General features: G+C 40.1%; 17 protein-coding genes and 1 pseudogene. 9 read left to right on the plus strand and 9 right to left on the minus strand.

Features of this window, described 5'->3' with window-relative positions:
• A partial coding sequence (locus M3221_RS26905; RefSeq protein ID WP_396120282.1) for an IS3 family transposase occupies positions 1–109 on the plus strand: 109 nt, incomplete at its 5' end.
• Between the two features lies 1 nt (position 110).
• Here the strand turns inward: M3221_RS26905 and M3221_RS20395 are convergent.
• From M3221_RS20395 to M3221_RS20405, 3 genes are all read right to left on the minus strand, one after another.
• Positions 111–476: a hypothetical protein gene (locus M3221_RS20395; RefSeq protein ID WP_251273529.1), complete on the minus strand. Its 366-nt coding sequence runs from the start codon at positions 474–476 to the stop codon at positions 111–113.
• Positions 477–1072: 596 nt separating this feature from the next.
• The gene (locus M3221_RS20400) at positions 1073–1270 is read right to left on the minus strand and encodes a holin (RefSeq protein ID WP_251273530.1); all 198 of its coding nucleotides are present in this window, start codon (positions 1268–1270) and stop codon (positions 1073–1075) included.
• Positions 1254–1442: a hypothetical protein gene (locus M3221_RS20405; RefSeq protein WP_251273531.1), complete on the minus strand. Its 189-nt coding sequence runs from the start codon at positions 1440–1442 to the stop codon at positions 1254–1256. Before M3221_RS20405 ends, M3221_RS20400 begins: the two co-directional genes overlap by 17 nt.
• A 246-nt stretch (positions 1443–1688) precedes the next feature.
• Between M3221_RS20405 and M3221_RS20410 the strand changes: the two genes are divergently transcribed.
• Positions 1689–2240 (plus strand): restriction endonuclease, encoded by a 552-nt coding sequence (locus M3221_RS20410; RefSeq protein WP_251273532.1) that lies wholly within the window; start codon positions 1689–1691, stop codon positions 2238–2240.
• 263 nt (positions 2241–2503) lie between these two features.
• Here M3221_RS20410 and M3221_RS20415 read toward each other — a convergent pair whose 3' ends face one another.
• Positions 2504–2758, minus strand: coding sequence for a hypothetical protein (locus M3221_RS20415; protein ID WP_251273533.1), 255 nt, complete (start codon positions 2756–2758; stop codon positions 2504–2506).
• A gap of 211 nt (positions 2759–2969) precedes the next feature.
• Here M3221_RS20415 and M3221_RS20420 point away from each other — a divergent pair, with 211 nt between their 5' ends.
• Positions 2970–4301 (plus strand): metallophosphoesterase, encoded by a 1332-nt coding sequence (locus M3221_RS20420; RefSeq protein WP_251273534.1) that lies wholly within the window; start codon positions 2970–2972, stop codon positions 4299–4301.
• Positions 4302–4396: 95 nt separating this feature from the next.
• Here M3221_RS20420 and M3221_RS20425 read toward each other — a convergent pair whose 3' ends face one another.
• Positions 4397–4714, minus strand: a complete 318-nt coding sequence (locus tag M3221_RS20425; RefSeq protein ID WP_251273535.1) for a hypothetical protein — start codon at positions 4712–4714, stop codon at positions 4397–4399.
• 301 nt (positions 4715–5015) lie between these two features.
• On the opposite strand from M3221_RS20425, the gene M3221_RS20430 reads away from it, so the two are divergent.
• Positions 5016–5285, plus strand: a complete 270-nt coding sequence (locus M3221_RS20430) for a zinc ribbon domain-containing protein (protein WP_396395143.1) — start codon at positions 5016–5018, stop codon at positions 5283–5285.
• A 207-nt stretch (positions 5286–5492) separates the two neighbouring features.
• Here the strand turns inward: M3221_RS20430 and M3221_RS20435 are convergent, their stop codons facing one another.
• The 3 genes and pseudogenes from M3221_RS20435 to M3221_RS20445 all read right to left on the minus strand — a co-directional run.
• Positions 5493–5681: a holin gene (locus M3221_RS20435; protein WP_251273536.1), complete on the minus strand. Its 189-nt coding sequence runs from the start codon at positions 5679–5681 to the stop codon at positions 5493–5495.
• Positions 5682–5989: 308 nt separating this feature from the next.
• Positions 5990–6373, minus strand: coding sequence for a hypothetical protein (locus M3221_RS20440; RefSeq protein WP_251273537.1), 384 nt, complete (start codon positions 6371–6373; stop codon positions 5990–5992).
• A gap of 136 nt (positions 6374–6509) precedes the next feature.
• Positions 6510–6811 (minus strand): annotated as a pseudogene (locus M3221_RS20445) (IS3 family transposase); the annotation flags it as partial.
• Positions 6812–7056: 245 nt separating this feature from the next.
• On the opposite strand from M3221_RS20445, the gene M3221_RS20450 reads away from it, so the two are divergent.
• Complete coding sequence (locus tag M3221_RS20450; protein WP_251273538.1) at positions 7057–7230, plus strand: aspartyl-phosphate phosphatase Spo0E family protein; 174 nt, start codon at positions 7057–7059, stop codon at positions 7228–7230.
• Positions 7231–7745: 515 nt separating this feature from the next.
• Here the strand turns inward: M3221_RS20450 and M3221_RS20455 are convergent.
• Positions 7746–8075, minus strand: a complete 330-nt coding sequence (locus tag M3221_RS20455; RefSeq protein WP_251273539.1) for an IDEAL domain-containing protein — start codon at positions 8073–8075, stop codon at positions 7746–7748.
• 1505 nt (positions 8076–9580) lie between these two features.
• On the opposite strand from M3221_RS20455, the gene M3221_RS20460 reads away from it, so the two are divergent.
• The 4 genes from M3221_RS20460 (at position 9581) to M3221_RS20475 (ending at position 12584) form a co-directional block, all read left to right on the plus strand.
• A complete protein-coding gene (locus M3221_RS20460; protein ID WP_251273540.1) occupies positions 9581–9751 on the plus strand; it encodes a hypothetical protein in 171 nt (56 codons plus the stop codon).
• Positions 9752–9841: 90 nt separating this feature from the next.
• On the plus strand, positions 9842–10057 hold the full coding sequence (locus M3221_RS20465) for an IS3 family transposase (RefSeq protein WP_285881556.1): 216 nt from the start codon (positions 9842–9844) through the stop codon (positions 10055–10057).
• A 387-nt stretch (positions 10058–10444) separates the two neighbouring features.
• On the plus strand, positions 10445–10978 hold the full coding sequence (locus M3221_RS20470) for a hypothetical protein (protein WP_251273542.1): 534 nt from the start codon (positions 10445–10447) through the stop codon (positions 10976–10978).
• Positions 10979–11225: 247 nt separating this feature from the next.
• Positions 11226–12584 (plus strand): RNA-guided endonuclease TnpB family protein, encoded by a 1359-nt coding sequence (locus M3221_RS20475; RefSeq protein WP_251273543.1) that lies wholly within the window; start codon positions 11226–11228, stop codon positions 12582–12584.
• Positions 12585–12595 lie beyond the last annotated feature (11 nt).

Below are 12595 nucleotides of genomic sequence, written 5' to 3' on the forward strand. Positions count from 1 at the left end.
CGAATTTAGTGACTATGTCAACTGGTTTAACAAGCTACGAATTCACGGAACACTAGGCTATGTAAGCCCAATTGAATACAAGCAATCGTCCCTTAAAAAGGCTGTCTGATTTAGTGTTGACAATCCAAACTTCCTTGGTATGATTCCTGCTCATAAATTCTACTCAACAACATTCCATTCAAAAAGTTACGAACCACCTCAATATTACGCTGCTCTTTTGGGAAAACGTCCATACGAGTCTTCAGCAGCCTGCCGATCTCGTCTAAAACAGAAAGGTATCCTTTTAGGATGGCTTCTGGATCATCATTGTATTCAGCTTCGAAATCTAGGTTCCCCAGTAACATCTTGATCGCACTAATTTGAGCGTCGGTTCCATCAATTACATCCTTATCGCCCGTCATTGATAAATGAATATCGATGAATGGATCAACAAAAAGGCGTGTGCTTCTGTTTAAGGCTTTGTCTTCTGCTGACATAAATGCTCTCCCCTTTCTTTTATCGGTTTTATTGTAACAAGGAATGAATGTTAAGATTGTAAAAGTTTGGTTAAAAAGTGTTTGAGTCCTTCTCATTGACCTCTAGATTTCATCATGTTCCATACACTAATGACATGTAGCTGTATGTACTTCATATTTATTCCTAAATCAAAGGATGTTCAACTTCTTAAAACTACCAGGTCTCCATAGACAAGAAGCAGCTGCTATAACCAAACCGTTCCGTATATATATATCATGTATGTATCAACAGAAACCGCCACTTCTTTTCCCAGATAATCTATGGGAAACTAGCAGCAGGTAATTGATCCTCTGTTATTGTTAATTTTCCCTTTAACGGGTTGTTGCATCATAGGAACGAAGCATGCCTCATACTAATTCCAGAACAACAGCAGGATGACTACTAGGTTCGAACCAGCGACTTCTACTCTGTCAAGGAAACGCTCTCCCATTCCGTTATTTCTTCCATTTCCCCCAGCGTCAAGTCACCGGTATGTCAGACGTTAAGTCAATCGGTTTGTCGCACGTTTTCTTCCATTTTCGCAATAAAAAAAGAGCCACCCGCGTGGGGTCGCTCATTATTTTTCTTCATCTTTGTAACCGCTTCCATTTGACGGATTATTGATAATGCCAGCCGCAATCAGTATCGTCAGTCCTATGTTTACGTAGGCATCATACTTTTCCGGCGCAGTCACAATTCCAGCGTCCTGTAGCACCATACCTCCAAGCGCCGCCACTGCGACCCACAATCCGTAGTTTTTAAATCGGTTTGTCATGTGTTAGCACTCCTTCTGTACTTCGACTCCAGTCAAACTTTTTACCGATAGCCACCGTTGCGCCTAAACCGAGCGTACCGTTCATTACATGATATTCGCCCAGCGTTGAGGCTGCGACTGTTTTCTTTTTTCTTAGCCCTTCAAACGTGCTCTTTATTCGTTTTGAACACAAAAACGAGCCGCCCCCGTGGGACCGCCCGTAGAGTTACGTTATTTAGTTTTCGCTAGTCAACAAATTGTTCAACTGAATTTGCTTCGGCATAACTTCTATATAAACACAAAAAGACGCCCCTCGAGGAGCAGGCGTTTTTATTTTTGGAATAAAGCTGTATAAAAGCGCAAATAATACGGGTTAAACATCCTTTAGGGAGCTGAGATAGTGGCAAAAAGGCGCAGCAAAAGACTTAGATATGACAAAATGTCAATTTACATGCTTTACGCCATCATTCTTTTATTCATCCTGCGAAACATTAAAGTATTTATCGGCTATGCCCTGCTCGCCGTTCTTTTAGCGATACCGTATTTTTTACTTTGCTGGTATGTAAAGAATGAGGAGAAACGAAAATTACTGCAGGCAGGATTAGATGAAATCGACCGTATGGACGGTATCCATTTCGAGCAATACTTAGGCGCTTTGTTCACGGTTAATGGTTATACAGTGCAATATACTCCCGCAACCGGCGACTATGGTGCCGATTTGTTGCTGCGCAAGGAAAACCGGACCATCGCAGTCCAAGCGAAGCGATATAATAGTGCTGTTGGAGTTAAAGCTGTCCAGGAAGTAAGCGGTGCTAAAGGGTATTATCGAACAGACGAGGCATGGGTCATAACGAATAATACGTTCACCAAAAACGCCTGCAACTGCGCGGAACGGCTTAACGTGAGATTAATCGACCGCAGCGACTTGATAAAACTAATTGCGGAAAGCAAGGCGATCACTCAGGCGCATGAAAAGCCCCGTCCGGTTTAGTCCGGCGGGGTTATTTTATTTAACACTTTTCTAAAACAGCGTCACACCTCGGCTCATTAACGATTGTACAAGGCAATGTTAACCCGGCAACAATCGAGTCAAATGGGGCGGCAGTAAGTACGTTATAAGACCGGAGTAAAAATATTGCGCACAAAAAAGCCGCCGACAAAAGCGAATCGCTGAATGTATAACCAAGATTTTTACCGTTCACTCCCATAAATACGAATGTTATTCAAGTCGGTAAAAGCATAATATTCCGCGTATTAGTAATAATGATTGACTACCATCGAGCCAAGTTTATTAACCGCCAATTGGCGCACTGCATCATCGTCTGTTGACACTACAGTCGAGTATATCTTTGCGACATGCTGGTTCAGCACGATTTCAACCCGGTCAAACAACACAATGCCATCGTTGCTTGCAAAATTTGACCGGAATGTTTGAGTAAATTTCTCCGATAAAGCTTCGTCTACCGTACTAGGATATTCTTGTGCCGACTCTTTCGCAGATACAAACACGATTAATGCTGTTATCAAACTAAATACAGTAAGCGCACCAATTATTTAATTGAGCTCACAAGGGTTTGGCTGTATTCATACTAAGGTAGTTGTCGGCCCATAGGTCTTTTCCCTTATTTCGAAGTCGGTTGGCGCAATTTACGAAAAACTTTAATTTACTTAACAAATCATCGTTACCATAAGAGAGAAACTAGCGAATAGGAGTGATGTTATGAAAAAGCAATTTCTCGGTAAAATGAAAGTGTGCGGATTTGCTCTCATTGCGACTGGATATGTTGCAAGCTGCTTCTCCCCGGCAGTTCAAGCTTCGGAGCATTCTGCTAAGGACTCGAACGAAAAGACACCTGACCTGGTGTTTCCTGTAATTAGTGATGTACATATCAAAGACAACGGCACTGACGACTTAGAAAAGTTCCAGAATGCTTTTAACCAGTTGAATGAGCAAGCTCCAAAACAAGATTCTTTTGCTATAGTCGGAGATTTAACAGATTCCGGAACACTGGAACAATACGACCGTTTCTTCTCAATTTATAATAAGAATAAACAATCAGAAGCGGTTTCCCTGTCCGCGATTGGCAATCATGATTACTGGAACGGGTTATCTTTTAGTGATGCCCAAAAAAGGTTTCTCGCACAAACGGGAATGGAATCTATTTACTCTCACAAGGTCGTTAAAGGTTACCATTTTATAATTCTTGCACCAGAAGATGATTTAACAGAAGGATATTATTCAAAACAGCAAATTACATGGCTCGGGGAGCAGTTGAAGAAGGCCGCAAAAGATGACCCTCAAAAACCTATATTCGTCTTAATGCATCACCCGATGAAAAATACGGTGTTCGGCAGTGAGTGGGGTACCGAGGCAAATGGCCAGCTGATTTATGATACATTAAAAAAATATCCACAAGTAATCCATTTTTCCGGCCATACCCATTACCCATTAGATGATCCGAGAACGATAGATCAAAAAGATTTCACGACGGTTGGTACCTCTTCCGTGAACTATATGTGGACAGAGGCGGGTTATCTTCAAGGAGAGCTGCCACCTGGGAATGAAAAGATAAGCCAAGGCCTAGTTGTAGAAGCGTATAAAAACAAAGTCGTCATTAAGCGTCGTGATTTTCATAACAATGACTGGACCAGTGAACCATGGGTCATTAAATTGCCAATAAAGGATCACAAGTTTGAATACACCGACTCAAGAGATCAAATCAAACCGTCATTTAATAAGAAGGACACTATTACTTTAATAGAGGAAAAGAGTACTGCGGGAAGTCTGGAAATGAAGTTTGACCAAGCTCATGACAACTTACTTCTTCATTCTTATAAAGTAGTCACAAAAGAGAAGGAAACGGGGAAAACTGTCTCAGAGTTTAAAGCCTTTTCCGACTATTATGTGGATCCTGTACCAAAAACAATGACACTTCCGGTTCAAGAATTAAAACCTGATACCACTTATGTCATTAAGGTCACCGCAATAGATGCATTTGGGAATGAAAGTAAAAACTTTTTAACAGTTGAAGGTAAAACGACTTCTGAATAACCAGCTTAAATTATGTAAAAAGGAGCTGTTGCTATAAGCACCAACTCCTTTTTGATAATAATATGGTGGAGTATACTGTTTGTAGCAGTTTGTTACTATTCTTGGTCCACTTCCTCCTCCGGCGGTAAAACAGGCTTTTTATTCGGATCGAGGAAAAGAAGTTGAATGCGGCTTTTATAAACCCTGTGCTCTTTTGCCAGTCGAGCCCTTTCAGTCCACAATTCTTTTTCCTTTTCAAAATGCTTAATGACTAAAATGACAGTTTTATCTTCAAACGTTACCTCCAGCTCTTCTTCTGAAAGCCCAGGATCTAGAATTTCTCCATCAAGATTCCGTACCAAAGTGCCATCTTCTTTAAAATCCGCGATATACACTGGCCGGATAACATTCAGCAAAAAGGCAACTCGAATCATACAGCAACTTCCTCCTTTACTTGTTCAAACTGCTCAATTTCAAATGTAAACATTGTTTTATCCTCCCTTACCTGGCTTGACCCGCCAATAATGTAGCACGAACTGTATGAGTTAATGCATTAAAAGTGAGTGTAATGATGATAGAGTCTCCGGTCTGCTAAGATCTGATTCAAATAACTTATCATCATTAAAGTGGCAAGCTGATTGTGTTGTATTATACCCTTGCTATTCCTATCCTTAGGCTTAGAAGCCTTCACATTACCTTTTCCAGCCTTTGCAGACTTTGGTGAGAAACCGGAAAGTGTCCAAATCGATTCATGATACAGGATGGGGAATGTTCCGCCAGTTTCTGGCGTATAAGTGCGAGCTCAATGGCGGCCAGCTGGTCGAATTGAAGCCGCATTTTACAACCCAGGACTGTTCGGACTTTGGAAAAAGAGTAAAAAAATCTCTTTCCGTCCGAACACATGCCTGTCCGGATTGCGGTCTTGTGCTGGAGCGCGACCATACTGCCGCCTTAAACATTGAAAAAGCCGGGCTGGCCCAGACAGAGTTCATTCCGGCAAAATAATTCTTTTACACCTGTAACCTGTAGGTCGAGTTCCCGCCCGAACAGTATAAAAAACGCATGTGGAGATGATCTAAGGCCCTTGCTGCCTATGTTTTTTACGACATTATCAACAGCACCGAACAGCGCCTTTAATTTCCCGATTTGATCGTTTTTTTTATCGCCAGCCTTTCGGGATAAAATAAAAATGAGCCGCCCGGAGGCCGCTCGCTATTTCTTTTCTTCATTGGTTCCTGATGGGTTGTTGATGATTCCGGCCAGTACTGCGATCGTTAGTAAGATATCTACGTAAGCATCGTACCTTTCCGATGGGATCACTACACCAAAATCCTGCAGCACCATACCGACAAGCGCTGCAACTGCGATCCACAATCCATAGCTCTTCCAACGTTGTTTCATGCCCCAGCCCTCCTTCCGTACTTTCGGATTCCGGCTGAACATATCCCACTTCCGATGCTGCGTTTGAGCTGGACATGCCGGTCTACTACAAGATATTCACCTGGTGCTGAGGCTAGGACTGTTTACGTTTGTTATTTTTCATTCAACCGCCTTTCAACCGCGCAGGTGAATTACTCTGCTTTTGCTGTTAATTCCACGTAATAATGCGGCTTGTTTGCGTGTTCCATAAACTCTGAGCCGATCGATCGCTCTAACGACTGCAGAGCGATCGAATTTTGCAGGAACAAGTCGCCGGGCTTTTTTGTGTATCACCAATACCCAGAATAAAAGTTAGTATCCATAGCTATATCTTCATCTGGATTAATAGTTATTTTATTGTTAATTACTAATGTGAAACCTGGTGCAGGGTCTTCAGAAATTACCTTGCTCCTTGCTTCAATCTCAGCTACCTCTATTTCTCGATAGTTTAGATTTATAATCTCACTGGCAACCCCAGCAAAATCATAGTTGTTTCCTAGATCTCCAGTACCTTCACCATGTACTGCTTGATAGAAGAAGAGTTGTTTTAGTCCTTCAGGATTCGATCTTTCCATAAACCAATTCAATACTCTTCCGCTAAAAGTAATGGATTCGTCATTATAAGGGTTAGAAATCTCCAACGAGATATTAATTTCTTCAAAAAAATTAACCATTTATCTACCTCCTTTCCTTATACTATGGCAAAGAAGGCAAGCAGCTTAATTGGATTAACTATTTTCAAATATTTTTTAAATAATTGATAGAAACCTGCTAGAATCGCTCCGAACGGACTTTTCTATGTTTACACCACTTCCTCTCCAATTCTTCGTACTTTTTTAAGACTTCAATCTGCTGTTTCAGATACCGACTTTCTCTCTGTAATTTCTCTGTTTCACTTTTATATTCAGGCCCTTTTCCTAAGAAATACTGCTTGCCCACCGGCTGTTCAAACCGATGAAGTTCACCTGCTTTGTACATTTCATCCATGTTTTAAGCGGTGTATAGTTTCGAATATTTAATTCTTTCATCACTTCTTTAACAGCCACTCCAGCTAGTCTCATCTGTACAGCTTTCATTTTTATTTCTGCCGGATAACTTACTCTCGTCCCCATAAAGAAAAACACCTCCAAGTTGGCTTTTTAGATACTTACATACCCATTTTTCAACTTTAAGGTGTTTTTATTTGTCTCACTCTATGGGGTCAGTCCCTTTAAAGAGCCGGGACTTTTCTCGGCTTTTTATTTGGCTTAAAAAAGCATATTTTTAGAACGTTTGTCGAATGTATTGTTATTATTGCTGAATTATTTTATGCTCTTTCCGTTCTGTTTTTAATAAAAAATGAGTCAGGGGATACAGTATGATAAACAATCAATCTAGCTTGGTGTTGGCTGTCCAAATTAACAAACTTCGTCGACTAATGATTTTAAATGCTAAGATATATGGCCTTGGTAGCCAAGAAACATTACATTACAGTGAACAATTAGATGAGCTGATTCTTCAATATCAATTTCAAAATAGATGTTCTTCTTAAATCGAGGGGCTCTTCGGCTTTTTTCATATTTTTCTTAAAATGTGGAAAATAACCAATATCAAGGCGTTAAGGAGATCCCCTATAATTAGCGTTCTCGATGCTCCTATTTTGGCCTTGGAGCCTGGTAAGCTTCTTGGCTTTTTTATTTTCTTGTATGAAATTTCATCTTACGGGACATAATGGTATTGTTACAACCCAACCTCTACTCCTATAACTCGTAACCTTGTCTACAGTCAGACCTCAACCTGGCTGTCTTTTTTATGCAAATCCCCACCGCTTCTTCCTTCCTGTAACCATACAATTGTCAGCTGAGGATACTGATTAATAATGTTTTCTTCCGTAAGACCTTGTTTCAGATACCTCTCGTATTGCTGCTTATTTGGCCTTGTCAGACACAAATCATTTCTTTTGCGTTCACCCTTTTTAGAAAAACGAAGAGCATCTTCTTCCTCTGCCTTCTTTACATGTATCGGACGCTTTGATCCGAACTTTTTATCACAATAAGTTTTACTTTCTCAGGTGTCCATTGTTGCACTGTTACTACTCCTTGATATGCCGTTTTTTAATCCTCCCGTCAATTCTTCAAACCATTTCTTGTCCTTTGTCATAAGTGCTAGATCAATGAGTGCTGTTTTATCCTGAATATTATCCAGCAGTGTGCCAAGGGGTTCTAGACGATGCTCCCTAAATAGCAACCTTGTTGGCGTTCCCCATTTCATTATGCCGTTTTTGATTCTGCCCACTATCGCTATTTCAATTTGACTTTCGTAATAATCAATTCGACTGACGTATCCGATGACTGTAACCTCCCCAATTTTGGCTTTTTTCCACTCTCCGATCTCCAAGGCTGTTTCCCCCTTTTTTAATAAGCAAAAATACAAGCTATATTAGGGAGGAAAAAGGCGATAAACTCATGGATTCTCCTGCAATACACGCAAAATTTTTGGACTCTATTATATGTGTCTTACCTAAAAAAAGTGGGACGTGAATAATATATGAAAGTTCACTATTCGGCAAGTTGTATTTTACTTTCTTTATCATCGCTATACATACCAAATTTACCCATATACCTTTTTGCCCATATTCAGGAATTTTTGAAGTAATTATTCTTGGTTGGAATAGTTACTTTTTTCACCTAGCAATGCCCCTCAAGTTTCTACTGTTTCACCTTTCAAATTTTCACTCCTATTGCTTTAAACTTAAGGTCAACGCTTCCGCCTCCACTCCCCTTTTTATATTTTATTACCACTGCTTCCTGCCCGATCCCCTGCTATAGAAGCTTTCTTCGAAGTCAGAAATCCTGGGAAGTTGGCTCACCTTCAACATCAAAAATAACCTAATCTCTCTGAAAAATCTCAAGACTGCCACCCCTTTTATTCAATTTTTTGGCCGTACTGCACACCAAACTTCTTCGCTTTTGACTTCGATTTTTTCGGTGTTTATCTTTAAAGAATTTTTTGTCATTCTCCGACATATATATATTTATTAAACTAAAGTTAGGAGCTAATAAAATGGGGATCATTTTATGAATTCCTATTTTTTCAGGTACCTTTATCGCAATATTCGCCACTAATAACAAAAGCAAAGGGAAAAAATGAAATTCCTTTGTTTCACCTTACCGGTCTACTATTAAGGAGGGGAATCCCACCATAGTGATTAAGCAGCGCCATACTGCTTATCTTACTCATTTTGTGTAATAATCCCTTCGAACACTCTTATTCTTATCAAGGCTCCCACCCCTTCACTTAAACTTTTTCTTTTACCTAAAGTTAGAAAATAGTGATTCATTTTCTTTTTACTGGGTAAATGAATAATTCAATGAACAAATTTCTTAAAGCACTTCACACATTTTTTATTTTCGCTACTGTCACTTCTTATCCACTCTTCAATCTTTAATAAAGCTGCCACGCCTTCTATTTAATTTAGACGAACTATTTTATCTATCAATCAATCTGCTAGTTCGAAGTTTTCGCTTAGCCAGACATAAGAATACCCAAATACTTGCAAGGAGCTGATACTATGAGCTATCCCTTGTTTTTATGGATTTTTATGTTCCTCCTTTTTTCAACTGTTATCACTTTCAGCTACTATTGGGAGAAAAGAGACTAAGCTGTTTGCGGTAATCTGAAAGAGGAAGAGCCCCTCCCATATTAATCAAGCAACTCCGTGCTGCTCGTTTTCCTCTTTCTGTAAGATAACCTCTTTGTACTATTCTTTGCTTTTTATCAAGGTTACCAAGCCTTTAGCTACACTTTTTTATGTAAAATAAACTAACAAACTAATATTTAATTTTTTTCGCATCCGTTATACTACAATTCAACAATTCGAATAAAAAAGGAGGTGTTCACGTATGGTACCAATTGAACTTTTCGGATGGATTTTGTCCCTGCTTTTGTTGGTCGGCTTTATTGGTTCACTAGTATTCGTATCAAGAAAGCCCTTGTTATTATCAAGATCCGACCATGATTATTTAAAAGATAATCATCAAAGTTCCAGTGAAAGAAGGAGACAATTTTATTAAAGCGCGATGTTTCATACCGACCGTGGCAGCGAGTTTAAAAATCGCTAATCGATGAGACATTAGCCGCCTTCCAGATTGCCGCTCTTTAGCATGAAGGGCTGTCCATATGATAATGCCGTGGCGGAAGCCACATTTAAAATCATCAAAACAGAATTTATCAGCCAAATGAAGTTGGATAGCCTGGAGCACCTTACGCTTGAATTTAGTGATTATATTAACTGGTTTAACAAGCTGCGAATTCATGGAACACTAGGCTATGTAAGCCCGATTGAATACAAACGATCGTCCCTTAAAAAAGCTGTCTGATTTAGTGTTGAAAATCCATTCCATCCCTACCTCAGTTAGAATTCCCATCCATCTTACTAAAAGCTGACTCCCAAAGCTTTCGCTAGTCAAACTTAAAAGGCAGCATAATCCCTATTCTTTTTGTCTCCAACTGATTGACTCAAATCCCTATTCTCTGTATATGTTATAGATCTTAGAAACTTATAATACATTGGAGACAACACATCTTCTACCTTTATTCCGCTATTCTTAACCTATTATTTATACTGTACTTTTTAGTATAAACAAATATATATTTATAATTAGGGAGATCACCCTTAATATGGAATTAGGCAAACACTGAAAATACAAGTCTTTAAAATCCATGTTAGCGATAACATGTCATATTATTATAAATTCGGAGGATATATGAAAGTTAGAAAAGGATTGAATTCAGACATTCGGGAGGTACTCCAACTGGAGTATCGTCTCTATCCAGAGCAGTGGCATGTCCCTGAAGAAATTATAAGGAAGGTTTTGGCCCGTAATGAGGAAGTGATTCGAGTCCTTGAAACGAACGGTGCTTTAAAAGGACACTACGCATTTTTACCTTTAGAAAAGGATGTCTATGAAAAAGTTCTGCACGGTACATTGGATGAAAAAGAACTTGCTGATTATATAGTAGATTACAAAGAACCAAAAGACATATACTTGTATTGGACAACTGTAATGGTCGATACTGAAGACACAAATCGTTCGCAATTCTCCAAATGCTTGTTGAATGACATCCCCCTCTATTTAAAGAGTTTACAAGAAAGGGGAATTAACATAGTGGAAATTGGCGGCATCTTTATTTCTGACAATGGCGTTCGTGTGGCCCAACGTTTTGGAATGGTACAGACCGGTACAATCTACTATGCGGGTAAAAGCTATCCTGTTTATCGCACTGCTACTATCCACTGATGGACCAGCGGTTCACTCAATGAATTGAACAAAAAATTAGCGCCGCATTCCCCTTCAAAATCTCCGATTTAGTGGGGTTAGGCGCTAAGGTCTTTATTCTTCTTGTTCTTCTATCTTTTTATTATACCGATTGCCACTTCCTACTTATCATCATTCATACTGATTCTCTTTTCGTTTCACAAGTGATTTCCATTTTGATACGATCAATGTATCATAAGGACTAAAAAATGGAAAGGAGGGTTTGGCCATGAAAGTTGCGAAGTCGCTGCTGCACAAAATTACAAACCAGACGGAAATCTTCCATGCTACGCTGGATATTTACAATGACGCCCTGTCCTTCATCATTAGGGTTATCGACAAAGAGTTTGATAATACAGACGACCTGACAACAAAGTCGATTGTGCCGGCAGTAGAAAAACTGATTCACGCAACTAAATCAAACCCTCAACCTAAATACAAAGAGTTTAACGAACGTTTTTATAAGTTTCCGTCTTACTTCCGCAGAAGTGCCATTGCTTCTGCTTTTGGCAAAGTAAAGAGCTTCCGCTCTAACTATCAAAACTGGGAAAAAGAGCAGAAGTATGCTCTTTCCGAAGGGAAGAAATTTAAGAAACAGCCTCCGCGTCTGCAGTTGGAACATAAAGAATTCCCCGTTTTTTATCGCGGAAACATGTTCAATAGAACATCTAATACGACCGCGCAAATAAAGGTATTCCATCAGAATGACTGGGTATGGATGGATATCGAATTTAAAGAGCAGGATCATTATAAGCGTGGTGTCTGGGAGTGGAAAGAGAACAACCCTAAGCTAATTAAGCGGGGAAAGAAATTCTTTCTTTCCATCAGCTATGAAAATAAAGTCACTTTAACGAAAACACCTATTCAAAAACAAAAAGTTTGTGCAGTAGACCTCGGACTGACGAACTCTGCGGTTTGTTCGGTTATCGATGCAACAGGCACTGTCTTAGGCCGGACATTTATTAACCAGCCTAAAGAAAAAGACCGTCTGCAGACGTTAACGAACAAACTGCGGAAAGCCCAGCGGGCAAGCGGCCGTATTCAGGCGCCGAATTTTTGGCGGCAGATCAATGGGTACCAGCAGCATATTGTCCGTCACACAAGCCATGAAATTGTAAAGTTCGCGGCAAAACATGGCTGTGACGTTATCGTATTCGAGTACTTGGGCAGAATGAAAATCCCAAAGGGGTTTTATGGAGCCAGGAAACTTCGTTTCAAGCTTCACGGGTGGCGAAAAATAGGCATCCAGAACAAAGTGGAGGAAATGGTGCACTACCTTGGCATGCGCATTTCCCGGATCAATCCGCGGAACACCAGCGCCCTGGCGTTCGATGGCTCTGGAAAGGTGGAACGGAACCCCAAAAAAGACCTTGTCGTGTTTTCAACGGGCAAAGTCTATCACGCGGATTTATCTGCTTCGTATAATATCGGCGCCCGCTACTTCATTCGGGCTTTTCAAAAATTCACTTCGGAAACGAAATGGTTGTCTCTTCAGGCAAAAGTTCCTGATCTGGCAATAAGGACATCCCAGACCTTGTCTTCGTTCATTAGTCTCCATCATGCACTCGGGCTTCCGCAGGAAGCTTAACTGGCTGATGT

It is taken from the genome of Domibacillus indicus, from assembly GCF_023715895.1.
Taxonomy (GTDB): Bacteria; Bacillota; Bacilli; order Bacillales; family Domibacillaceae; genus Domibacillus; species Domibacillus indicus_A.